Origin of the sequence: Actinoplanes sp. NPDC049802 (assembly GCF_040656595.1) — a bacterium.
In the GTDB taxonomy this organism is placed as follows: domain Bacteria; phylum Actinomycetota; class Actinomycetes; order Mycobacteriales; family Micromonosporaceae; genus Actinoplanes.
The window spans coordinates 23,920-46,137 of sequence record NZ_JBFAMR010000018.1; the positions used below are offsets into that span (position 1 = coordinate 23,920).

A 22,218-nucleotide genomic window follows, 5' to 3' on the forward strand; every position below is an offset into this window, starting at 1 on the left:
CCCGCTGGCCGGCCAGCGGGCACCCAGTCGGAGCAGCATCGATGAATGGTCGTCAGGAACTTTCCCGCACGGAGACGGCTCAGAGCGATCCTGGAAACCAGCGCTCGGTCCGGGCAGTCTGTGCCAGTGGGGCCTCGTGATGTTTGTGGGAAAGAGCCTTCTCTGCTGCGAGGACCCAGCCGAGCGGGTAGGCCCCAGGTTCCTCCAAAAGGTTTTCCAGGATGGGCCGAGGGACCTGTTCGGCGACGCTGCCGGTGATGTCGATGACCGCTCCGCCGCCGTGGGCACGCAGATGATCGACCAGCGCGACCGAAGGGCGTTCCAGCATACGGCCGCTGAGGTTGCGCAGGCCCGGCCAGCCGGCATCGCCGTATCGCGCCATATCGGCCAGTTGTTCGTCGGGCATGGCCTCCGAGTCAGTGGCGAGATGCTGATGGTGGGCTAGAAGCAGGGCTGTCAACGTGTTGAGGGAGGCCGCGCGGTCGAGGACGTTCCTAGGTAGGAGGCGACCGATTCCGGCTTGGCTGATCCGGCTGGAACTGAACGCGAGTGCCCGCCGCATGTCGTACGGAAGGTCTTTCACGGCGTCGTCTAGCTGTTCGATCATGGCGTTCACGACGCTGCCGGTGGCGACGCAGATCAGGGCGAGGCTCCAAGTGGCTCGCGACAGGGGGTCCGTGTGTGCGTCGAAGTGCCACTGCCACCAACCGGGGTCGGACCGGCCGAATCGGGCGTCCTGTAACAGGGCGCCGTAGTCGGGGTCAGGACCGAACGGTTCGGCGCCCTTGGTGATGGTGCCGCCGATCGTCCAGTCCTTGTCGGACATGGCCGCGCCGATCACAGCGATCTCCGCGGCAAGCCAGCATGGTCCATAAAGTGCGGCGATCTCTCGTGCCGTGTCGCCCCACACGGCGGTGGTTCCAGTCTGCCCACGCCCGGTTCGCATCGCTTCGATGATCCGGTCGAAGCGCGGTTCCTGGTCCCGCAGCCGCCGCTGGGCTTGTTGCCGCGCCCGGTCGACGTGTGGCCCTTCCAGTGCGCGGATGGCATTCGCGGCCGCCGACTCCCAGTCGTCCTTGACGGCCTTGGCCAGAAACCGGCGAGGCGTGAGCGCTTGAATGAGATCACCGGCGGTTCCGCTGACGGCGTCCAGCGTCGCTTCTGAACACTGGCCGTCGAGTACGGCTCGGATCAGCTTGCGTTCGAGGTCCGATCCTGGGCTGGCCTTGACTCCGGCGCTCAGCGCGAGTTCGGCGGCTTCCCCGGAATGGAGCGCGAGCTTGTCGAGTTGGCTCGCGTCCATTCCCGTGGCGCCGCGGAGAGGCCCTCCGAGGCGGAGCCAGGCCGTCTCGTGCTCGGTGCCGGCGGCAGCGGTCATTTGCGTTGCCCACCAGCCAGTCGGGAGGCCGCCGGCCAGCCGGGCCAGGCCGATCCGTTCACGGTTCACGGCGTCGCCGGGTGTCGATTCGATTCGCTGGACGAGCAGCGAGACCAAGTGCTCGGCTCCGCGGTCGCGGGCAAGCGGGCGGATGGCGCGTGTCTGGGCCGAGTCTTTGGCCGCGCGTTCGATCGTGGTCAGCGAGTGCAGGATCAGTCGGACGCTCAGGTCGTCGACGAACAATTGAGCAGCACGCTTCTGCGCCCGCCGCTGACCGGCGAAGACACCATCGGCCAGCAGCGCCCAGGCGGTTTGCCGGACCTGCATCGGCCGGGTGTGACTCTCGAACTCTTCCTCCAGGACGTCAACCAGTCCGGACAGTTCGTTCGGGTCGGCGAATCCGGCGAAGAACCGGCAGGTGTTGAGCCAGTAGGCGCGTCGGGCCAGTTCTCCCAGGATCGTCGATTTGTCGAAGGCCCGCAGTTCGGCACCAGCGAAACGCCACAGGTAGGCAGCGGCGAAGAACTCGCGCATGCTCTGGACGTCGAACTCGAAGGTGCCCTGGACCTTGCTCGTCAGTGCCCAGACGCGGTCGGTCACCGCGGTGAACAGATCATCGACCAGCGTCGTGTCCTTGTCCACGTCATCGAGGTAGTTCAGGATCGCCTTGCGGATCGTCCGCGTCGGCATCCGACCGGCCGCTGCGTCGGTCTCGGCGTTCGACTGCAGGAACCAGCCGAGGAACGCGGTGACCTCCCCCAGGTCGTCGCGGTGCTCGTGAACGGATGAACTCTTCTCAGACTCGCGGTCGAGGAAGGTCTCCATGTACGCCTGGAACAGCTGGGTGCGCCCGTCCGGGACAGACTCGCCGCGTTTCTGGATGAGGAACAGCAGGATGGTCAACTGCATCGGGTTGTCGGCGAGTTGCTCGATGTGCGGTTCGATCGATCGTTGCCGGAATGTCCCCTCCAATGCGCGGCGCGCCGGACCGCGTAGCCCACGGGCGTCCGCCCATTTGCGCAGGTAGTCGGTCCGCAGCTGCGCGCTGAGGGGCAGCAGCGCGAGGCTCTCGAACTTGTCCGCGGAGGGTTCGGCCAGGTCGGAAGCGTTCGGACGGGTCGTGACGATCAACTGGGGTGCCAAAGCACCGGCTCCGAGGCGTGCGGCGAACTCGTTGATCTCCTTGACCACTCGAGTTCGGGTGTCCTGGTGGGCTACTTCGTCAAGTCCGTCGAGCACGATCAGCATCGGGAACCGGCCGATCATGTCGTTGACGAACTCGACTGAGACTTCGGACCCCGAACCACGGGCCGACAACAGGTGAGCGAGAAACTTCTCCAGCGATGGCTGGGCACGGGGACGCGGGCGTCGGGCCGGTGGTGTGTCGCCCTCGGCGAAGGGATCCTCGCCGGCTCGCCATCGGGCATAGTCGCGCAGATCTACGCGCAGCGGCAGCCGCGGCTGGTCCACAACAGTTTCCGGCCGTGGGCCGGAGAGGTAGTGCGTCTTGGGTAGGAATGCGGCACGGTGCACCTGACAGAGGTACTGCGCGAGAGTCGACTTGCCCTGTCCGGGTTCGCCGCGCACCAGAGTCAAGGGCTGGGGGGTGCTGAGCAGGTACGTCGCCGCGCCGCCGACCTCGGCTGGCTCGTCGCTCGCCCGGCTGAGTTCGCCGAGTCGGACCGGCACTGGTCGGGCTGATGGTGGAAGTGGAACGGGACGACGCTGTGGATCACGGCGGGCCGCCTGACTTGTAGCCGAGGCGGGGTCCTGACGTGCCCGGGCGGTCCGGATGGCCTCCACATCGACGAAGAGGTCAAGCAGGTTGTAGGTGTCCAGCTCGACCTGCCGGAACTTGACCTTGGCGTCCTCTTCCCCCTGTGTCGCGATCACCTGAAGCAGCAATCCGCGTAGCGCCTGCTCTTCGGATTCGATCTTGTCGGCTTCGATGACGTACCGGACGGCGTCGTGGCCGGCGAGCATCTCGGAGTAGGACCAGAGGAGGTCCCGTGGGGCGCTGTCGATGCGGGCGTCGAGGTCGGCGCGCCACCAGCAGGTCACCGGGATACCGAACTCTCTCGAGTACTCCGCCAGTTTCTGGTCGAGCTGGTCCATGGTGCCTGTGCGCATCGCGCTCGTGCCCGCCACGCAGGTGACCAGGATGTACGCCTGCGCGCCGTCGGCCACCAAGCGCTGGATGTTGGCTCGTTCTGCGTTGATCGTCGCGGTCAGCCAGGTGACCGGGCTTTTGATCGACTCCTTGGCCCACTTGACCTGGTAGATCATCACGGGCTTGCCGTCGCGTCTGCGGATCGCGTCGCGGCCTCCGTCCTTCTGCCCGACGGGAAAGCAGACGACGTCGCGGTAGTGCCATGCCAGCACCGCGTTGACGAGTTGCTGGAAGCGCTTCTCTCCCAGCCGCTCGTACAGGTACCGCTCCGCACGTCCGGTTTGACCATTTGGCATTGGTGGCGACCACTCCGGTGAGACCAGGGCTACGGGGTCCGGGGACGCCCGTGAGACTACGCGTCAGGACTGCGGATCTGATGTACCGCCGGTTCGCGAGTCACGCCCGCCAGGTGTTCCGGTCCTGCGGTCAACCGCTCTTGTCCCGGACGGCGCAACACCTTGGGTCGCGTTTCCGGGGGCGAGGGCACAGGTAGGTCATCCGCCGGTGTTCTCTGTCCCCGGATCGGAGTCGGTCCGGGATCGCCTTCGCCGACGACGTCGTCGGTCCGGCTCAGCGCTGCTGAGTTCCGGCTGCTCCGGCTCCTCTGGCTCGGAGCCGTTGCTCTGGAGAATCCGCATAGCCGCGCGAGCGTCTCTTCGCCGCTGGGGATCGGGGTGCAGGACGGCATAGGTGCCGGCGACGAGGTGACACCAGTTCTTCGTCAGGAGCCACAGGCCGCCGAGCGGCACGGCAAGGTAGGGCGAGGTCTTTACTAGTTCGAGCAGCCAGGCAGGCACCGGAAACGCGCTCCCTCGGTGTGGGAGTGCGCAGCCTGTCAGGCGGCAACCGGCTCCCGGATGACCATGAAGGATGAGGTCGTCCGGTGGCCGCTTGGGCCTCGGGTGCGGTGTTGATCGACGGTATGGCTGTGCCGCGCCGTTTCGGGGACATCGGTGTGCTGCCGACGCTGCAGGCGCAGGATCTGCAGCAGGATCCGGATCGCCGCGCGGAGTACTCGCCGCCGTAGCCAGGCGACCGTCATGCTCTGCCCGGCCCGCCGGATTTGCCGTTGCAGGCGGACCGCGGCCCGTTGGATGAGGCGCCCGTACCGAGGCTCTGCCTTCTCCGGCTCGGTCGGTACTGGTCGATCATTGGCATCTGCGCTGGCCGCGCGTTGTTCGACGGGTGTGATCCGATGAAGCACCGAATTCGATGCCGGTCCAGGAAGCCGGGTGACTAGGTGACAGGGAGCCGGTCCGACCTGACTTCCTGCTGCGGTGTGTAGCTGGTACCCGCCGGTTGGGTCAGTGCTTAGGCCGAATCGTGAGTCGCCGATCCGCAGTTCGCGGGCGGTTGTCACGGCAATGGAGTCGGCGTCTCGAAGCGCAGCAAGGATGGCCTGCGTCAGGATGGCGGTCTTGCCACTCCCTACGCTGCTGCCGATGACGCAGTTGTCGATGATCAGGAGTCGCGGTGATCTGTTGTTCCCGTCAGGAAGACTCGGCCATGTCTTCGCTCTCCCGATGGTGATCGCGCCGTTCTCGACCGTCACAAGAGCAGCCGACGGACCGAGTTCGCCCGGTCGGTTGTCTCCCATGTCACCAGAGTTGACCGGCTGGGCGAGAGGGGGCACTTCGTCGAAGCACCGCAAAGGAGTGAGTCGACGCTTCCAGCCGTCCAAACTTCAAACCAGCCCGGCGGGTCTAGCGGGGAGCGCAGGGGCGGCGGACTCCGCTGACTTTCGCAATGATCTCCGTTGCTGCATCGGCAGCCGATATGGAGGTCGTGTCGACCGTGACGACCGGCCAGCCCTCTTGCTGCAGGTGGTCGCGGACGAGACGGTAGACGGCCGCTTCCTGCGCGGCGGTGCCAGGCCGGGTCTGCCATCGGCTATGTGGGCCGCGTTGGCGGACCCGGTTCGTCACCGTGGGTTCGGCGGCGGTCAGGATCACGGCGAGGTCCGGTTGCGGCAGGTCCTCGTGCAGTCACCAGAGGATCGGGGCGGGGACGCCACGGAGCAGGTCGAGCGCGGCGGACGGAACGTAGCGGTCGCAGATGACGGTGAGGCCGGCAGCACCGGGGAAACTTCGGACTGACTTCTGGCCTCCCGCCCCTCGGGGGGGGTAGAGGCGGCAAGGTCCTCGTTCGACGAGCTGCTGTCGGGAGCGCGCGGCTCGTCACACTCGCTAAAGCATCCTAGGAACCTAGGGCCTGATGTGTTCGAAAGTACCGAGAGCGCCTCGTTCCTGCGGCCTGGCACGCGGCTGCTGGACGTTGACCACCTCAAGCTCGTCAATGACACATACGGCCACGACGACGCGATCGGGTCTGCGCGAGGTCGCCCACCGCTTGAGCCGGAACGGTTTCGTTCTCACGACGTCGTCGCCCGCTGCGGCGGCGAAGGATTCACCATCCTGCTCCCCCGATGCCTCTCCGAAGGATGCGCGGGCGATCGCAGACCGCATCCCACGCCGCCGTCCTCAACATACCGATCTGGCTGTCGCCGACACCGCCATCACGGTGACCGTCTCGGCCGACGGGGCGTGCATCCCCACCGACATGGACCAACTGACACTCCTTGCCGACCAGCACCTGTACCAGGCGAGGAACACCCGCCAGGACCGAGTGGCCACTGCCCCCGCCTCGGCGCAGATTGATACTGCCCGTGAGGCGTTCTCATGGCCGAGAAGGTTGCAGATCTGGCTGGCTGTCGAACTGTCCGAGGTCGGCGACCAGCTCGTGAGCCGCCGCGAGGTGGCGGATCTTCGCCAGGTACGGCTGTCCGCTTCGCAGGCTCTCGATGGCGCTCAGGGCCAACACGGGACTCCACCCCAGCACGAGTAGCTGGTCAGGGTCAGCGTCGGGCTCAGCAGCGAGCCGAAGGGCCGGTGGCTGATCGTCGCCTCGCCACTCGATGTATGTCGCCAGCGTCGCCAGGCTTACATGAACCGCGCCGGTGAGCCCGCGGTACAGGCCGTAGATGCTCTTGGTCCCGCCGTCGAAACGCTCTGCCACCACTTCGATCTTGAGCTGAGGTTCCCCGACGGGGTGGTTGAGATCCGCTAGCAGGTTCGGCGGGATGACGGCGCCACCATCGCGCATGCCCCGGACGACGTTGCGGTGGAGACGGCTCATCGACCCGATCAGCGCTTCCTCGCCTTGGTCGGTATGGACCACCCACTGGGCGGCGAGGGCGTGCTCGAAAGCCACGCGGATATTCGCACGGGCGGCGTAGACCAAGCCCTGTGAATGCAGACTGAGGGCCGCCACGACCTGCGCCATCGCATGGGCGACAACCGGGTAGGTGGCGTTGAACCTTCTCGTCGACTCGGCGTCGACTACGAACGCGGGTGCCGTGCGCCAGTGGTCAAGGCAGGCATGGGCTGCCGCCAGGTGCAGCGCTGCAAGGCGCTCCAACTCCTGGTCGTCGTTCAGTGAGGTCACCTGTCGATGATGCAGGTAGGTGTCTGGCCGGTCCAAGCAGATAACGCCCGCGCGACTTGACGAGCCGAAGTGCAAAGGTACGTCTCGAACACGGGAACCTCTAGGTCTCGGTGATCACGTGTTCACGGTATCGGCAGACCCTGCGGTTCGCTGTACCAGCCCTTCCCTAGATTTTCGTACGCCGGAGCGGCTCTCGGCGCCGGTGGCGAGACCGCCTCACTGAGCCCCTTTCGCTGCTGGTTCCCAGCCAGCCCCCCCGGCTGTACTCTGCCCAGGTCATGATCGTGACGACGATCGGATCCGGTGCGGTCAACTGCGCCTCCAACCCGGGGCGGATGGCTGCTTCGGCTGGGGCGTGAGCACCCGCAGCACTATCGGCGCGAACGGTGATGGCGATGTGACAACGGTTCGTGTCGTCGTCGAACATCGTCTGCGTTCGGGGAGGAAAGCCGTCACAGATCTGCTCTCGCTTCTCGGCGGGCGGGACGGCATCGAAGGTCATCTCGACGCGCCAGTCCTGACCGTTCATTCGTCGCCTTTCGATTTCGGGTTTCGCCGGTCCGCGGCATAGGGACACCGCTATCCCACCCCGGGCCGGGGCTCCTGCTGAACCTTCCTGCCTCGCCGAGAACGCCCGCCTCAATCCCATCCATCAGGTCGAACCTCGGTGCCGGTCTAATTCGGTACTCACCAGGCCCCGGGATCGGGCAGCCGTGGCAGCGGCCAGGCCCCGGGACGCTCTACCTCCCTGTCTCCCTCATACCAGCGCACTCTCAGGCCAAGTCGTTCCGCCGCCGCAAGGGCGTTCTCAGCCTCACCGACGGCGATCGCCAGGTTCAGACATACGTTGTCGACGGCGAGAGCATGCAGCTGCTCTTCCGTCATCGCGCCCAGGGCCGTCTTGTACTTCCGCAGCCACGATTCCTGGTCTTTCTTGCCTGCCTGTTGGCTCATCTCGCTTCGGTATGCGATACCGAGCAGGTCACGGATGGCCTCGCCGGGCGTCCACCTCTCGCCGCCGTTCCGGTGGCCGTGGTCGATGATCCACTCGTGGATCTCCGGATCGAGAAGGAGACGACCGACCTCTATCGCCACCGGGACGTTGGATGCATCGCCGACATGCCGCGGCCCGGGCGTCGGCTCGACAGGTTCAGGATCCATCGGGTTCCTCGGGCGCACGGACGCCGGCCTGCTTTAACGCCCGTTGCACCCGCACGTGCGCGCGGGCGCGCTGGGCGGCACGAAGACCCGCCACCTCGACAGCGATATCCAGCAGGACGGTCGGGTTGAGATCACTCGGGAACAGCATGCCGCTCGGCAGAGGAGACATCATGTCCGGCCGGTCAACAGAGTCCACGAGCACGAGCAAACGACCGATCTGGTGGACGCAGACGGCAAGAAGTGCCAGGACCTGCGCGGCGATGGCCTCACGTGCACCGGCGGGCAGCAACGTTGGAGCCGGCTGTTCCTCCGCCGCGGTATCCGGTTCTTTCGAGTCGTCCTTGTCATCGCCGTACCGGGCAAGGTCGTCGTCCGATGATGGAAGCCTGATGATTCCGATCGCAGGTGCTTCCTCCTCGGCGACGACAGGTCCGTAAACGATGGGATCAGCGAGTTGCGCGATCAGATCGGCTGTCGCCGGGAGATGCTCGCCGGTGGCCAGGAGAACCGAGGCGCGCTCTGCCGCCTGCTCAGCGCACGAGCGAAGTCGACCGGGCCGGCGGGTCGAGGCAGCCGGGCTTGGCGTGCCGCTGCCTCGCGGGTCACATCACGAGCCCATCGCTGGACCCGTCGCATCCTTTCCGGGTGTGCAGCGCGCATCTCCGCCCGGTTCTCCTCAAACTGCCGCAGGGCCTCCATCCGTACGGCCACAGTTCCGAGGTGGTCCTGCCCGGTGACCTCCGCGTGAAGCTCGACGTACCGCGAGCGGTCGTCCAGCAGACGGTCCAGGGCCTCGAAGGTCTGTTTTCTGGTCCATGCTCGGAGGTCGCTGGCAGTGCGGAGGAAGGTATTTGGCTGGGACCTTCGTCCCTCCAGTTCGGTCACGGGCTCGTCGGCCACGGCGCCCTTTCAAGGTGATAAACGACGGTGTGGAGTCCTGGCCTCGCGCCAGTCATGGCAGCCCGGGTAGGAACTTCCGGGGATACCGTTCGAGGAAGCGCGGGACACCGCCTCGTCGCAGCGGATCTCGCCAGTCGAGTGAGTCCCACAGCCCGACCATCGCCAGGAACTCGTAGGCCCGAGCGAGTTCGGGAGACGGCAGGGCGCCGGCGGCACGAGCAGTCATATGCCTGAGCAGGGTGACTGCTGACGACGTCATGAGGTTGCACGCGAACTCACCGTCGACCGAGTCGACCATGTAGCCGACGATCTCCTCGACCGACGTGTCGAGCTGACTCCAGGACCGCCACGCAGCCGCATACTCGCCTGTCTCTATGACTTCCTGCCATCGGCGAGCCGGCACGAGGTCAGGGTCGATCTCGAGCGCCGCTTCAGCGAGGGTCTCCGTCTCGGCCTTGTTGAGGCTGACCGGTTTACCCACCGCCCACCGTAGATAGATCCGGGCGACAACCTCGTGCAGGGACGGGCGACCAGGGACGCTGTAGCCGGCTTGGCACGGGCTACAGACCCAGCCCGGGTCCCCGTAGCGCGCCTTCTGTCGGGGCACCCGCCCGATCACGTCTCCCGGGTTGATCTCCTCGCCGCAGCCGCCGCATGTGGTGGCGTACCGGGCGGTCGTACGAGGGCCGGCCCAGGGGGCAGGTCGCCGGGTTGCTTGGTCACAGCTGCTCAATTCGACACTCCAGTTTGCGAGGCCCTCCAACGTTTATGCCACATTACTGAACGAAATGTGGCCTAATTTGGTTACTCTTGTCGGCATGTACAGCCACCACGGCCGAAAGTTCCTCGCCCGGTGGTACGCCGAGGTGTGTCGACGGCCTGGCACCGGCAGCGAGGGGTTACGTGATCGGATCGCCTGGGCGCTCGGTGCAGGACGGCTGAGCCCTCGCTCGTTCGGGTCTGCTCTCGATCGAGCCCTCTCCAAAGCCTTCAAGCACGCCGGCGGCAGGCAAGTGACCGATCTGGAGATCGTCTGTGTCGAGCCTCAACTCCTGCCTGTTGAGTGGCTGGACCTCCACGGCGCCACGAACGACGTGACCTCATCATGGGAGAACCCCGATCGCTGGTGGCCAGAGGAAGACTTCGACCTGGTCGAGATCAGCATCACCTACAGCGACTTTGACCATGCGGATGTCGGTCGCGCCTATGCCGCACCGGACGGGCTGGATGCTGCACAGGCCGGCTGGTACGACATCCTCCGCATGGACGGAAGGACACCAGCGCAAGCCGCGGCTCGAGCCCGTCTTCGAACACCCGGCAGGCTCTGGAGGCTGTCCCGGAGAAGACGAACCCCGTACCGGCGCCGTGCCGCTCTCCGCTATCCCCTGCCGCACCCGGCTCTGGTGGCGTGGCTACGGGAGGTACGCGCTCAGGAGCACCCGGACCAGCCGCTGCTGGACCAGTTGATCTGGGCAACCGGACGCCTCGGCTGCCTGACTGAGGTCGCGTACACAGAGGCCGCCCACCGGGCAGAACGAGCCGCTCGGCGTGCGGGTTCGCACCCGGCACTCCTCACCATCGCATCCGCCAGAACCGATCTCCTGGCTCGCCACGCCGCAGGACGGACAACGATATGGACGACAGTCGGCGATCGAGAGCCCTCGGCGATTGATCGCGTCGTGGCCTACGGCGCCAGCCCCGAACGGACGACGGGATCGTCGTACGCCCGGCCCGTCGGACTCCGCGACCAGCAAGCCGAAGCGTACGAGCGACACCGCAATGCTGGCGTGGGCATGGCCGACGCCTACCATCGGTCGATCGGCCGCCTCGGCAAGGGTCCAACGGCGTCGAGCCTTCGGGATCGCTCACGGTGACCCGATACGCGCCGCCAGAACCCGCATCGACGGGAGAATGAACCCGTCGGCGTCGAGGTCTACTGATTCCTCCTGCCAGAGGTGACGGTGGATGGAGAACCACAGCAGTGCGCTCGACCGCTTCACAGGGAACTGCGCGGTGATGTAACTGCTCAAATCGCGGGCCTGGTGCCCGTAGGTATCCCAGGCCAGGCTCGCGAGGGCCCCATCCACCGCCTCAACGGATTCGAACGAGAAGGCGGGAGCGACGACCGCCGCCGCAACAGCCATGCGCGCCGGCGACCGGGGTAGGCCGTCAGTGAGCGAGTACGGACATCGGTAGGGACGCAGGCCGCCCTCCATAGGCTCTCGGCGCCTTCCGGGATCCTCGACCAGGCCCACGACATCGGGGTCGAGGTAGAGGTCCGGCTCGTACTCCGCCGCGTCGCGCGCCAAGCGAATCATGACGTCGTAGAGAGTGGCCCAGGCGGAAGCAGTCAGCCGCTGGCCTGCCAGCATCATGTCGCCGCCCTCAGCCGCCCCCAGGAACAGCCGCTGGACCTCGATCACGGTCTGCGGCACCTGAACGGTTGGGGAGTCGTCCAGGCGCTGCCGGCAAACGCCGCCCGACGACGCTATCCGGTTCCCGCACTCGAGCAACTGCGACGCGGTCAATCGCGCGCCGCTCTCTGCACCGACATCGTCCTGACCTACAAACCCTCCACAGGCCGGGCACTGCTCGCACAGCAGCACCCCATGATTCACGCAGACGAACGTGCCGCCGAGGCGCCAAGAGATCCTCCATACGCCCCCATCCTCGACGAGGCATTTCGGGCAATACCGGCTGTGTCTTAGCCAGCGTCCGTCGGTCTGACGCCCTTCCGCCAAGGACTCCTCGCGGTCCCACGGGAGCAGGCGGAGTCGATTCCGTACGAACAGCGGCAACATGGTGACCCGCGATAGCCGGTATCGCCGGGGAAAACTCGACCGCAGGTCCAGGACCGTCGAGTGGTAGCGCCCGAGCAGGAGACCATCGATGCGCTGCTCCTCGACCCCGGTGAACGCGCTCAGGCGCTTGCGGGTCCGGACGGGAAGCCAGGTACTCAGGTCACCTAGTCCGGCGGACCCGCTCTCGATGCCTATCCGCCGCAGCAGGTCGGCGATCGGCACCGCCTGATGCACGGCCAGCCGCCGGAGCCAGGAGCACATAGACTCCTCGGGCCTGGGCGGCATGCCAGCAGCCACGGCGCGTGCCGCATGCGCCTTCATCTCGACACTCCGGCAATCACAACAGAACGAACGACCCACTTCAACGATGCCACACATGAATAACTGTTGTGGCCTCATCTAGTTTCGTTTGTAGGCCACATTTTATCTCGCTGAGTTGGCGTCGCAGCGTGGATGCTTGACTACGATTTGTGCTGGACGACCTGGAGGCAGCCGTACGCGGCTACGACGACGCACGGAAACGCGTCTCCAACGCGGCGCTACAGTTGGCAGAAGCCCGTGCCGCCGTTCCGCCAGCACGAATGGCTCTCGGTGAGGCAATCGTCGCCGCGGCCGTCGCCGGCGCCCGCCAGGTCGACATCATGCAGGTCACTGGGTACAGCAGGGAACAGGTACGCAGAATCCTCCGGGCAGCCGGAGTCGAGGCTGACACCACATCCGACTGAGTCGCACACCTGACGATCTGGACGGAGGACGTCAGGCGGCTTCATTCCTCGCCCGCCGGTGCGGAGGATGGCTTTCCGCGAGAGAACCTACCGCCGCCTACAGCGCCCGCTGCTGAGCGGTGATCTCCCGACGGCGCCGAATCAGCCGATCGACGGACTTCGCCGGCTTCGGGTTCCATGAGTTCGTCGGCGTAGGACTTCTGAGCGAGGCGATGGGCGTCGAGCAGCCGCTGGCGCTGGGTGCGGGCCTGGGCCCGGGCGGCGGCATCCTCGGGGGCGCTGTCGGTGTAGTGAGGTCGATGCGGCGATCGGGGCGGGGGCGTTCGATGGCTCCAATGAAGGAGAGTCCGTCGATCTCCATAATGAAGCGGATGACGTCGCCATCAGCGTCGCAGCCGAAGCACTTGTGGGCGTTGCGGGCCGGGTTGACGTGGAAGGACACGCCCTCCTCGTCTCGGAACAGGCACAGGCCCTTGAGGCTGCCGCCGGAGCGTTTGAGCGTGACGCCTCAGCGGCAGCCCACATGCTGGCCTACGTTGGGACCTCCAACGTGCCGGTGAACGGCTCCGGGGTCGCGCCGCGCTCAAGGTCCACCTGCCTGCTGCAAGGACGTAGCGGAGAAGCCCCGACTTCAGTACTGGTATGCCTGGTTCCACACCTCGTTCCTCGCGGGAACGAGCCGTCGATCTGGCCGGTGGCGCGCGAAGGAGCTGGCGTCCACAATCGTGGACCAGTTCGGGCAGCCGGCTGGCGACGAGGCCGGCACGCCCTTGCGGTACGCACAGGTGCTGGAGGCGGAGGCACGTCGGCTTTACACGGAGGCCCCGTTCCTCGACCATCTGGCAGGGGACGACGAGCCGTAGGAACGGGTACGGGACGACCGGGTGGCTAGGGTCGGCCGAGGCGGTGGAACTCGAATCGAAGTTGGGTGAAACCGTACTGCTGGAATTCCCCCGCGAGCACCGCACCGGACCGTTCAAGCAGTCGGCGAGACTGTACGTTGGCGGCTTGGGTCGTCGCGATCAGCAGGTGCTCGCCCCTGTTTGCGAAGTACCAGGCCCGAACCAGCTGCAGGGCCTCGCTTGATGGTGGAGTCCGCTATTGAAACAAGCGGAATACCCAGGTGGGTAGAAGCAGGACACTACGCCTTCGAGGACCAGCGCTAACCACTCAGAGCCCTCAGTCGGCACCATGACCCAAGCCTGAACGCGGGACTGACAGTCGTATCTCACTCGCGTTGGTTACCGGAACTGCGTGGACGGAAGCAGGCCGCCCACAAGGCGAATCAGCCCATACGGCGCTAATTCGAACGCCACAGTGGAAGGTTGCATCGTCGAACTAATTAGTTGTATGGTCGAACCATGTTAGATGATGATCTCGATCAAGCCCTTGCCTTGCAGGGGCGGATTACTGCGTTCGTGCGGGCGTTCGGGTTGCATCAGCCGGATCGCACGCCGTGTGGGACGCCGGTGCCGACTTCTGAGGCGCACGCGGTGGGCGAGTTGGATCGGGATGGCTCGTTGACGCAGACTGCGTTGGGTGAGCGGCTGCGGTTGGAGAAGAGCACGGTCAGCCGCCTTGTCTCGCAGTTGACTGCTCGGGGTTGGGTCTGTCGGGCTAGCCGGGGTGGTGATGGGCGCCTGGTGTGGTTGGAGTTGACGCCGGACGGTCGCCGTGCCGCCGGGGAGCTGGCGGTTGCTCGTGCGGCACGCTTCGCCGACCTGCTGCGTAACATTCCTGCTGAGCAGCGTCCGGCGATCATCGACGCGTTGACGACTCTGGTCGAAGCCGCCAGCGGACAGCTGGCCACGTCGGATGCAGGCGGGCCGGCACGTGGCTGAAGGTTGGGCGTCCTCGCGAGGCTGCACCGCGATGGGCCACTGCGCTAGGACACCTACCCTGAGGTCCGCCGGCGAGCCGGAGCTCCGGCTGGTGTGGCTCTGCCGGCCCGGCACTGGGGCGAGATTCCGATGACCGCTTCGTCGGCTGACGCCACGCAGAGCACAGCTACGGGTCGCCGGGCAGGCCGGTGGAGCTTTGGTGCGGTGTTCGGCGCGGCGATGGGGCTGGCGCCGCACCTGCTGCACCACGTCGGCTTGTTCGCCGGCACGGCACTGGTGGCCGGGCTCGCCGGCACCGTGCTGTTCGGCGTGCTCGGGCTGGCCATGATGACGCCGATGTTGCTGCGGCTGCGCAGCCGGTTCAGCTCGTGGTGGGCGCCCGGCGTCGCGGTGTTGTTGTTCGCGGCCATGTTCGCCGGGTCGACTCTGGTGATCGGCCCGGCACTGCGCGGTGCCGGGAACAGCGCACCGCAGCCGGGCCCGTCCCATTCCATCCCTGCCGGAGGGCACACTCGCCACCACGGCTGATCGCTGCGGCGGTGTCAGTGTGGTGGGTGCGCGTTGGGCTCTGGTGGTATCGCGAGAACCGCCTGCACGGTGGCGGTGACGACTTCGGCGGTGCTCGCCGGGTCGAGGCGGCCGAGGCGGGTCTCCTCTGCGGCACCGTTGAGCAGGTAGTGCACCGCGTTGACCAGCCACGCGATGGGCAGATCGGCGCGGAACACGCCCTGCTGCTGGCCACGGCGGATGAGGTGTTCCACCCGGTCGGCCGCGCCGGTGTGCAGTTCTCGCAGGCGCCCGGCGGGCAGGACCGCCTGGGCCGCGGTCAGCAGTGCCGCGGACTCGGCGACCAGTGACCAGCTCGATGTCAGCAGCCGGTCCATCGCCTGCTGGGCGTCACCGTCCAGGCCGACGTCGACGAGCATCTGCTCCCCAGCCTGCAAGGCATTTACCAGGGCGGCTTCGACCAGCTCGGGCCGGGTCTTGAAGTGTCCGTAGACGGTCATGCGGCCCACGCCGGCGGCCTTGGCGATGTCGTCGACGGTGGCGTCCGGGTCGCGGCTGAGGCAGTCACGGGCGGCGGACACGATGCGCGTGATGCTGCGCTCGGCGTCGGCGCGACGGCGTGGACGCGTCTCGGCGGGAACCATGCCACCACTTTAGCTCGTACGGGAATGTACGAGTTACCCTCGCCGTTGCAAGTCGTACAGGCGTATACGAGTTCCGGTGGAGGGTGGCATGACCACACACGACATACACGAGACGACGGCACCGCATCCGCAACGCTGGCGCATCCTGGGGTTCCTCGGTATCGCCCAGCTGATGCTCATCCTGGACGTCACCGTGGTCGCGATCGCGTTGCCGCACATGGAGACCGACCTCGGCCTGAGCCGCGCCGCGGTGACGTGGACGGTCAGCGCGTACACCCTCACGTTCGGCGGGCTGATGCTGCTCGGCGGACGGATCGCCGACCTGGTCGGCGCCAAGCGGGTGGTGCTCACCGGCCTGCTGGTCTTCACCGGGGCGTCGCTGCTGACAGGGCTGGCCGGTTCCGCAGAGATGGTGGTGAGCGGCCGTATCGGCCAGGGCGTCGGCGCGGCCCTGTTGTCACCGGCGGCGCTGTCGCTGGTGGTCACGCTGTTCGACGGCGACGACCGCAACAAGGCCCTTGGTGTGTGGTCCGCGCTCGGCGGCGGCGGCGCAGCGTTGGGCGTGCTGCTCGGTGGCCTGATCACCGGCGGCCCGGGCTGGCCCTGGGTGTTCTTCATCAACGTCCCCATCGGCCTGCTGATCTTCGCCGCGCTCGCCGTCATGCTGCCGGCCGGCGTAGGGATGCGGCCGCGGCCTCGGCTGGACTTTGTGGGCGCCCTGCTGGTCACCGGCGCGTCGACGGCCCTGATCTACGCCCTGATTCAGGCCGGGGACCACGGCTGGCTCACCACGGTCACCGGTGGGCTGGTGCTGTTCGCGCTGATCGGCTATGTGGCGTTCGCGGGCTGGCAGAAACGTGCCCGCTCACCGTTGATGGATGTCGCGCTGCTGGCCCGGCGTCCGGTCACGACCGGCGCGTTCCTGATCCTGATGGCCACGGCGCTGATGGTGGCCGTGTTCTTCCTCGGCACGTTCTACTTCCAGCATGCTCGCGGTTACGGTGCCATGCGTACCGGGCTGCTGTTTCTGCCCGTCGCCGTGGCGACGATGGCGGGCGCGAACCTGACCGGCCGGATCCTCGGCCGGTTCGGGGCCCGACCGTTGGCCGTCGTGGCTTTGCTGATCGCGGCGGCCGGCATGACAGTCCCCGCGCTGACGATGCAGCCGGTCGCTGTCACCGTCGGCATCGCGGTCGCCGGTGCCGGGACCGGCGCCCTGTTCGTGATCGCCTCGGCCACCGCTCTGGGGCAGGTCGCCCCGCAGGAAGCCGGCATCGCCTCGGGCATCGTGAGCACGTTCCACGAGTTCGGTGCCTCGATCGGTGCCGCCGTCGTCTCCAGCGTCGCCACCGTCAGCCTCGTGGGCGACAGCCTCGACGGCTTCCGCGACGGGTTCCTCGTGGCGGCGTTCGCCGCGGCCGGCGCCGCCGTCGTCGCGGGTCTGCTGACCCCGGCCGCCCGGCACCCGGCTGGCTGATCACCACCCTGGCCCGGCCGCTACGGATCTCCCTCGGCGGCCGGGCCGGACAGCCGGTTCTCCACCGTCATCTTCACCAGTCACAAACGGCGAGACCGAGAGATCCCGGCGGCAGGCCGGCACCCGAACCGGGAAGGGAGACGACAGCGCGATGACCTCCACCACGAAGGCCGCGCCGTTGCCGGTGCTTGCCCGGATGCTGATCGCCGGGGCCGGCATCATGAGCCTCGCCAACTCGGTCACCATCCCGTTCCTGGCTGTGTTCCTGCGCACCGACGTCGGCCTGCAACCCGCGCTGATCGGCTTCATCATCGGCTCGTCGGTGTTCTTCTCGATCCTCGCCGGGTTCGTCGGCGGCTCGCTGTCCGACGTCCTCGGACGTGCCCGGCTGCTGCTGATCTCGCTGTGCGGTGTGATCGGCTCTCTTGTCGGGCTGTACCTCAGCGACAGCGCGACGACGGTGTTCGCCTTCAACGCGACGTTGGCGTTGAGCAGCGGCGTCTTCGCCCCGGTCGGTAAGGCGCTGCTCGGCGACCTGCTGCCGCGGGAGCGGAGGGCGAAGACGTTCTCCTACCAGTACGTGGCGACCAACATCGGCTACGCCGTCGGCCCGGTCGCGGGCGCGGCTGTCGGGCTGGCCGGCGATCGGCGGGCGTTCCTCGCCGGGGCAGTGGGCTACGGCATCTATCTGATCGGGCTGTCCGTGGTCCTGCTGCGCGAACCCGCCGCCAGGGCGACGGCCGCCGGCGACGGGCCGAGGCAGCGTGTCGGCAGTGTGCTCCGTGGACTGGCGGACAGCGCACGGATCGTCAGGGTCGACCGCAGGCTGCTGTTCCTCATCATTGCCGGGCTGCTGCTGGAGGCCGTGCACGGCCGGATCTCGTCGCTGCTGGCCCAGCATCTGTCGGTAGGGTTCGCCGACGGTGTCACGATCCTGGGGTACGTGCTCGCCACCAACGCGGTGACCGTGGTGGCTTTGCAGGTGTCCGTGTCCCGGTTCACGACGAAACGCAATCCCGTCACGTCGATCACCGTCGGCGGGCTGCTGACCGTCGCCGGCATGGTCGGCTTCGCTCTGGCGGACGGACTCTGGCAGTTCGTCGCGGCGATGGTGGTGTTCTCCCTCGGCGAGGTCCTCATCTATCCGGCCGAGTTCGCGATCATCGACCGGATCGCGCCGGAGGACAACCGCGGCGCCTACTTTGGTGCACAGACCTTCGCTCAGCTCGGCGTCTTCATCGGACCCTTCACCGGCGGTCTGCTCCTCGGTGCGTACGGCGCCACGGCCATGTTCCTCGGGGTCGGATCGTTCGCCCTCGCGAGCGTCGTCATCTATCTGATCGCCGGAAGACGGACCGGCCTCGCCGCCCGAGTTCCGGACCGCCGTTCATCAGGGTCGAACGCCGAGGATTGACGCCCTCTATCGAGGCCGCTGCCCTCGGACCTGTTCACCGGCGCATCGGTTCGGCGGGCAGCGTTTCGGCGAGACGGCGTTGTGCCGGGAACAGGGCCACAGCGGTCGGTGCCGCCTGCCGCACCTGCTCGTGCGGCATTGCGGCGAACAGAGAAGCCGCCGGGATCGGCATACTCTGCAGGGCGGCGACATGGGGACAGGCGCCTCACCTGCCCGCGCCACCGCTCGCACCGCGCGACCTCGGCATCGGCGGTGCCGTCGGGGTGGTGCAGGGTTCAGGACTGAGTGCCGTCGACGTGCGAAGGACCCAGTTCGGCGGCCATTGCCCGCCCGAGTGCCGCCAGCCCGACGGCCACAGCGTCCCGCTCGGCCGGAGTGAGTGCCGCCAGGATGCGTTCGTGCCGGGCCCGCATCGTGGCCGCGAGCTCAGCGGCGACCCGTTCGCCAGCCTCGGTGAGTCGCACCTGAGCGAAGCGGCGGTTGGCGGGGTCGCGTTCCTTGACGACCCAGCCTTTGCCGGACATGGCTTCGACGAGCCGGCTGACCGTGCTTTTCTCCAGGCCGAGGAAGTCGCCGAGTTGCGACTGAGTGGCCTGGCCGCGGGCCCGCAGTTCCTGCAGCGCCATCGCTTCGGACAGTGATGCGCCGAGCCCGGGAATGGCCTGCGCGGGATCGAGGACCCCGCGCATCCGGAACAGCCACCCCAAGCCCTGCTGTAGGACGTCCGGCCCATCGGCCACCTGCGCCACCCCTCAATGGTTGTGCCATACAACTCTGCCGCGCTACGCTCACCAACAACGGTTGCATCATACAACTCAGGAGGGTGATGTGCGGACACTCATGGATGGCATGCAGGACCTGTTCAACCACCACGGCCATGGCTACGACCGACTGACTCGCACCGCGTTCGGACGCCTGCACGCCCGGGTGCTGGACGACGCGGCGGTCGCCGCGCCGGTGAACGGTGTCGTCCTGGACGTCGGCGCCGGGCCCGGCCGAGTCGCGGTCGCCCTGGCGCGACGCCGGCCTGATCTGACGGTGTACGCGGTCGACATCTCGCCCAGCATGGTGGAGCAGGCACGCCAGCGCGCAACGGCGGCGGGTGTGGCCGACCGGGTCCACGTGTCCCGAGCCGACGTCGCGGATCTGCCGTTGGCCGATGCCAGCGTCGACCTGGCTGTCTCCTCCGTCAGTTTCCACCACTGGGCCGACGTGCCCGCCGCTGTCCGCGAGCTGCGCCGGGTGATCCGTCCGACAGGCTACGTGTGGATCTACGACGGCCGTATCGCGCCATGGGCGCGCCTGGCGCAAGCGACCGCCGCCCCGGTGCCGCGAACCCGTGCGGGGTGGGCGTTCGTACGGGCGCAGCCGAGCCTCGCGCTGGTACCGCTGTGAGGATCCTGCTGTTCGGCGGCTACGGGCGTGACGAGGCAACGCCGAACGGGCTCGGGCGTCTGCGGCAGCCGTCGGGCGGGCAGCGCCTCCGATTTCCTGGGTCTTCCCCGCCGTGCAGGGGCGGGGTCACCGCTCGGATCCGGTCCAGTCGCGCAGCACCGCAGCGGCCTGTTGTGGGCTGTCGGCGGCCCATCGGCTGATCTCACGCCCTTGGAGGCGGTCGGACCGAAGGCCAGCTGCCGTTGCCGAGGCGGCGACGGTGGCGCCCGCCGCGGCGGGCCGCTGCTGGTGAAGCTCGGCACGCACCCGTTCGAGCTGGTCACGCTGTACTTGCCTCCGTGTCCGGAGGCTACGGTAGCGGCGGCCGGCCAGTAGCAGGATCGCAACGAGCAGTACCGGGATTGCGGCCACAAGCGCCGATGGGCGGCCGGTTGCCGATGCGGTGACCGGCGGGGTGAGCGTGCTGTCGGTGGGGGTCGCGCTGGTGTGTATCGGCATGGCGGCGACCGTCACCGTGTCGCCGCGGCGGGCATCGATACCGGCGGCCGCAGCGATCAGCTTCTCCACCTGCGCCAGGTCGAGGTTCTCGGCGGCGGTGGCATCGATCAGCACTGCGACGGTCAGCCTCGTGATGTCGCCGGGGGCGTTGCGGCGGGTTTCGCGCAGCGAGTTCAGGGCGTTGGTGCGGGCCGTGCTGCTGCTGTCGTATCGGGTGCTGCCACTGTTGGCGGTGTAGGACTTCTCGCTGAGCCTCTCCGACAGTGCGCCGACAGCGGGATCCTGGCTGTAGGTGGTGGTCACGGTGTCGATCTGATCGAAGTCGAGTTCGGCGTTGGTGGTGACCACGGCGCGGCCTGGTCCGAGTACCGCGTCCAGCATGTTCTGCAGCGCGCCGTTGAGCCGGGTCTGGAACGCTGCAGTCTGAGCGCCGGTGGTATTCAGGACTATGCCGCCGCGAGCGGACAGCGCCGCGCCGCCGGCAACCGAGGCGGCGGAGTACCGATCGAGAACTCTCGACGTCGAGGTCTCTACGGGCGGCGCGGCGTACGCGGGTTGAACGCCGAAGCACGCGCTGACGGCGAAGGCCAGCGCCATGGCGGTGGTCGTAACCGTTCTGGCGCGCTGAGGGAGGATCGCGGTCTCTGCAGCGCTGGCGCCGGGCTGGGCGAATAGGCGCATCATCGCTGGCTTGGTTCCTCACGTATATGGATGCCGCTGGAGCCTGCTCCGGACGAGTGACAGCGGTGGGACTGCCGGCCCACCACGCCATCGCGGCGACGTCGATCAGCCGTCCTTCATCGTCCGACGACGCGATCGGGTGATCAGTCGGGCAGGTGCAACTCGGTTGCCTTCACCGAGGACGCACCGGTGCCGGGCTCCGGCGCGTGCCCGGCACCACTGCATTGGCCGACAGCGACACGGCCCGGCGGCCGGATCGCCGACCGTAGGGTTCGTATCGGCGACCCGGTTGCTGCCCAGAAGAGTGCGGTGGTGGGGTCGTTGTTGCGGTGGACATGAGGCCGATGAGCGTAGACCGGTATCCGGCGCCTTTCCGCGAAGCGGGAGGGGAAGCATCACGGGGCGGGCGTGCTGGCGTCCATGATCGCCGGTAGGCGCAGGGCCAGTACGGCGGCCGCGGCGGCCAGGGCGAAGCCGGTCCAGGGCTGCGCTACTTGCAGGGCGAAGCCGGAGACGGCGAAGGCCGGAAGGAGCGTGGCGTAGGCGATGCCGTGCCAGCGTAGCCGCCGGTTGGTGCGGGCGATCGCGGTGCCGAGGACGATCGCGGACACGATGAGCAGGAACGTGGCGGCCAGGGCGGTGGCGACGAAGGCGGGGCCGTAGGCGGTGTCGGCGTTGAGGGCCGGCATGCCGGGGGTGCCCGCGAGGTGGGCGCGGCCGATGCCGGGTTGGACGAACGTGGCGCTGCCGAACGTGGCGGCCAGGAACACGTTGGTGATGGTGGTCAGTACGAGGCCGGTGATGGCGGTACGGGCGGCGCGGCCGTTGGCGAGGTAGGTGGTGACGGCGGTGGTGCCGAGGATGGCGAGTGCGGCGCCGAGGATGCTGGCGCCGAGGTGGCTGGCCAGGAAGACGTCGGTGGTGATGTAGCGGGCGTAGGCGTCGAAGTCGTCGATCGAGGGTTGGTGGGTCCAGGTACTCAGGCCGAGCAGGAGCCCGTACGCGGGCAGGGCCCACAGGCCGACGCGGGCGGCGTGTGCTGCGGTGCGGGCCGAGACGGGGCTGGTCGGTGTGGTGTCGACAAGGAGGGCGGACATCTCGATCATCTCTTTTCGGGGTGCCGTAGCGCAGCGGTGGGAAGCGGATTGGGGTGTGGGTGCCCGGTGCTGCGCCGGGGCCGGC

General features: G+C 67.6%; 20 protein-coding genes and 1 pseudogene. 9 read left to right on the forward strand and 12 right to left on the reverse strand.

The window, feature by feature from the left end; translation table 11 throughout:
* Nucleotides 1-79 precede the first annotated feature (79 nt).
* Nucleotides 80-3,844, reverse strand: coding sequence for a hypothetical protein (locus tag AB0I88_RS15125; protein ID WP_361023439.1), 3,765 nt, complete (start codon nucleotides 3,842-3,844; stop codon nucleotides 80-82).
* 539 nt (nucleotides 3,845-4,383) lie between these two features.
* Nucleotides 4,384-5,100: a hypothetical protein gene (locus tag AB0I88_RS15130; RefSeq protein WP_361023441.1), complete on the reverse strand. Its 717-nt coding sequence runs from the start codon at nucleotides 5,098-5,100 to the stop codon at nucleotides 4,384-4,386.
* A gap of 664 nt (nucleotides 5,101-5,764) precedes the next feature.
* Between AB0I88_RS15130 and AB0I88_RS15135 the strand changes: the two genes are divergently transcribed.
* Nucleotides 5,765-6,205 carry a hypothetical protein gene (locus tag AB0I88_RS15135; RefSeq protein ID WP_361023443.1) on the forward strand — a complete coding sequence of 147 codons (441 nt, stop codon included), beginning with the start codon at nucleotides 5,765-5,767 and terminating at the stop codon, nucleotides 6,203-6,205.
* Nucleotides 6,206-6,224: 19 nt separating this feature from the next.
* Here AB0I88_RS15135 and AB0I88_RS15140 read toward each other — a convergent pair whose 3' ends face one another.
* Nucleotides 6,225-6,992, reverse strand: a complete 768-nt coding sequence (locus AB0I88_RS15140) for a hypothetical protein (RefSeq protein ID WP_361023446.1) — start codon at nucleotides 6,990-6,992, stop codon at nucleotides 6,225-6,227.
* 355 nt (nucleotides 6,993-7,347) lie between these two features.
* Between AB0I88_RS15140 and AB0I88_RS15145 the strand changes: the two genes are divergently transcribed.
* Nucleotides 7,348-7,563, forward strand: coding sequence for a hypothetical protein (locus AB0I88_RS15145; protein ID WP_361023449.1), 216 nt, complete (start codon nucleotides 7,348-7,350; stop codon nucleotides 7,561-7,563).
* A gap of 116 nt (nucleotides 7,564-7,679) precedes the next feature.
* Here the strand turns inward: AB0I88_RS15145 and AB0I88_RS15150 are convergent, their stop codons facing one another.
* From AB0I88_RS15150 to AB0I88_RS15160, 3 genes are all read right to left on the reverse strand, one after another.
* Nucleotides 7,680-8,153, reverse strand: coding sequence for a hypothetical protein (locus AB0I88_RS15150; RefSeq protein ID WP_361023452.1), 474 nt, complete (start codon nucleotides 8,151-8,153; stop codon nucleotides 7,680-7,682).
* On the reverse strand, nucleotides 8,143-8,442 hold the full coding sequence (locus AB0I88_RS15155; RefSeq protein ID WP_361023456.1) for a hypothetical protein: 300 nt from the start codon (nucleotides 8,440-8,442) through the stop codon (nucleotides 8,143-8,145). Before AB0I88_RS15155 ends, AB0I88_RS15150 begins: the two co-directional genes overlap by 11 nt.
* A gap of 663 nt (nucleotides 8,443-9,105) precedes the next feature.
* A complete protein-coding gene (locus tag AB0I88_RS15160) occupies nucleotides 9,106-9,534 on the reverse strand; it encodes a hypothetical protein (RefSeq protein WP_361023459.1) in 429 nt (142 codons plus the stop codon).
* 337 nt (nucleotides 9,535-9,871) lie between these two features.
* Between AB0I88_RS15160 and AB0I88_RS15165 the strand changes: the two genes are divergently transcribed.
* On the forward strand, nucleotides 9,872-10,927 hold the full coding sequence (locus AB0I88_RS15165) for a hypothetical protein (protein ID WP_361023462.1): 1,056 nt from the start codon (nucleotides 9,872-9,874) through the stop codon (nucleotides 10,925-10,927).
* Here the strand turns inward: AB0I88_RS15165 and AB0I88_RS15170 are convergent.
* Complete coding sequence (locus AB0I88_RS15170; protein ID WP_361023465.1) at nucleotides 10,919-12,175, reverse strand: TniQ family protein; 1,257 nt, start codon at nucleotides 12,173-12,175, stop codon at nucleotides 10,919-10,921. The genes AB0I88_RS15165 and AB0I88_RS15170 overlap by 9 nt on opposite strands.
* A 149-nt stretch (nucleotides 12,176-12,324) precedes the next feature.
* Here AB0I88_RS15170 and AB0I88_RS15175 point away from each other — a divergent pair, with 149 nt between their 5' ends.
* Complete coding sequence (locus AB0I88_RS15175; protein ID WP_361023468.1) at nucleotides 12,325-12,579, forward strand: hypothetical protein; 255 nt, start codon at nucleotides 12,325-12,327, stop codon at nucleotides 12,577-12,579.
* A gap of 97 nt (nucleotides 12,580-12,676) precedes the next feature.
* On the opposite strand, the pseudogene AB0I88_RS15180 reads toward AB0I88_RS15175, so the two are convergent.
* Nucleotides 12,677-13,072 (reverse strand): annotated as a pseudogene (locus AB0I88_RS15180) (CHC2 zinc finger domain-containing protein); the annotation flags it as partial.
* An 868-nt stretch (nucleotides 13,073-13,940) separates the two neighbouring features.
* Here AB0I88_RS15180 and AB0I88_RS15185 point away from each other — a divergent pair.
* Both AB0I88_RS15185 and AB0I88_RS15190 read left to right on the forward strand, forming a co-directional pair.
* Nucleotides 13,941-14,420 carry a MarR family transcriptional regulator gene (locus AB0I88_RS15185; RefSeq protein WP_361023470.1) on the forward strand — a complete coding sequence of 160 codons (480 nt, stop codon included), beginning with the start codon at nucleotides 13,941-13,943 and terminating at the stop codon, nucleotides 14,418-14,420.
* A gap of 204 nt (nucleotides 14,421-14,624) precedes the next feature.
* Nucleotides 14,625-14,948, forward strand: a complete 324-nt coding sequence (locus AB0I88_RS15190; protein ID WP_361023473.1) for a hypothetical protein — start codon at nucleotides 14,625-14,627, stop codon at nucleotides 14,946-14,948.
* 14 nt (nucleotides 14,949-14,962) lie between these two features.
* On the opposite strand, the gene AB0I88_RS15195 is transcribed toward AB0I88_RS15190, so the two are convergent.
* Complete coding sequence (locus AB0I88_RS15195) at nucleotides 14,963-15,571, reverse strand: TetR/AcrR family transcriptional regulator (RefSeq protein WP_361023476.1); 609 nt, start codon at nucleotides 15,569-15,571, stop codon at nucleotides 14,963-14,965.
* An 88-nt stretch (nucleotides 15,572-15,659) separates the two neighbouring features.
* Between AB0I88_RS15195 and AB0I88_RS15200 the strand changes: the two genes are divergently transcribed.
* Both AB0I88_RS15200 and AB0I88_RS15205 read left to right on the forward strand, forming a co-directional pair.
* On the forward strand, nucleotides 15,660-17,048 hold the full coding sequence (locus AB0I88_RS15200) for an MFS transporter (RefSeq protein ID WP_361023479.1): 1,389 nt from the start codon (nucleotides 15,660-15,662) through the stop codon (nucleotides 17,046-17,048).
* A gap of 151 nt (nucleotides 17,049-17,199) precedes the next feature.
* On the forward strand, nucleotides 17,200-18,462 hold the full coding sequence (locus AB0I88_RS15205; protein WP_361023482.1) for an MFS transporter: 1,263 nt from the start codon (nucleotides 17,200-17,202) through the stop codon (nucleotides 18,460-18,462).
* A 275-nt stretch (nucleotides 18,463-18,737) separates the two neighbouring features.
* Here the strand turns inward: AB0I88_RS15205 and AB0I88_RS15210 are convergent, their stop codons facing one another.
* Entirely contained in the window at nucleotides 18,738-19,211 is a 474-nt protein-coding gene (locus AB0I88_RS15210) for a MarR family transcriptional regulator (RefSeq protein WP_361023485.1), read from the reverse strand.
* A gap of 100 nt (nucleotides 19,212-19,311) precedes the next feature.
* On the opposite strand from AB0I88_RS15210, the gene AB0I88_RS15215 reads away from it, so the two are divergent.
* Entirely contained in the window at nucleotides 19,312-19,857 is a 546-nt protein-coding gene (locus AB0I88_RS15215) for a class I SAM-dependent methyltransferase (protein ID WP_361023487.1), read from the forward strand.
* 126 nt (nucleotides 19,858-19,983) lie between these two features.
* Here AB0I88_RS15215 and AB0I88_RS15220 read toward each other — a convergent pair whose 3' ends face one another.
* On the reverse strand, nucleotides 19,984-20,952 hold the full coding sequence (locus tag AB0I88_RS15220) for a flagellar M-ring protein FliF C-terminal domain-containing protein (RefSeq protein WP_361023490.1): 969 nt from the start codon (nucleotides 20,950-20,952) through the stop codon (nucleotides 19,984-19,986).
* Nucleotides 20,953-21,431: 479 nt separating this feature from the next.
* A complete protein-coding gene (locus AB0I88_RS15225; RefSeq protein WP_361023493.1) occupies nucleotides 21,432-22,133 on the reverse strand; it encodes a hypothetical protein in 702 nt (233 codons plus the stop codon).
* Nucleotides 22,134-22,218 lie beyond the last annotated feature (85 nt).

What these genes read in the sequence shown, in the direction of transcription:
- AB0I88_RS15125 (WP_361023439.1), bottom strand. Translation starts at nt 3,844, where the DNA reads ATGCCAAATGGTCAAACCGGACGTGCGGAGCGGTACCTGTACGAGCGG.
- AB0I88_RS15150 (WP_361023452.1), bottom strand. Translation starts at nt 8,153, where the DNA reads ATGGATCCTGAACCTGTCGAGCCGACGCCCGGGCCGCGGCATGTCGGC.
- AB0I88_RS15165 (WP_361023462.1), top strand. Translation starts at nt 9,872, where the DNA reads ATGTACAGCCACCACGGCCGAAAGTTCCTCGCCCGGTGGTACGCCGAG.
- AB0I88_RS15170 (WP_361023465.1), bottom strand. Translation starts at nt 12,175, where the DNA reads ATGAAGGCGCATGCGGCACGCGCCGTGGCTGCTGGCATGCCGCCCAGG.
- AB0I88_RS15185 (WP_361023470.1), top strand. Translation starts at nt 13,941, where the DNA reads ATGTTAGATGATGATCTCGATCAAGCCCTTGCCTTGCAGGGGCGGATT.
- AB0I88_RS15195 (WP_361023476.1), bottom strand. Translation starts at nt 15,571, where the DNA reads ATGGTTCCCGCCGAGACGCGTCCACGCCGTCGCGCCGACGCCGAGCGC.
- AB0I88_RS15200 (WP_361023479.1), top strand. Translation starts at nt 15,660, where the DNA reads ATGACCACACACGACATACACGAGACGACGGCACCGCATCCGCAACGC.
- AB0I88_RS15205 (WP_361023482.1), top strand. Translation starts at nt 17,200, where the DNA reads ATGACCTCCACCACGAAGGCCGCGCCGTTGCCGGTGCTTGCCCGGATG.
- AB0I88_RS15215 (WP_361023487.1), top strand. Translation starts at nt 19,312, where the DNA reads ATGCAGGACCTGTTCAACCACCACGGCCATGGCTACGACCGACTGACT.
- AB0I88_RS15220 (WP_361023490.1), bottom strand. Translation starts at nt 20,952, where the DNA reads ATGGCGCTGGCCTTCGCCGTCAGCGCGTGCTTCGGCGTTCAACCCGCG.
- AB0I88_RS15225 (WP_361023493.1), bottom strand. Translation starts at nt 22,133, where the DNA reads ATGTCCGCCCTCCTTGTCGACACCACACCGACCAGCCCCGTCTCGGCC.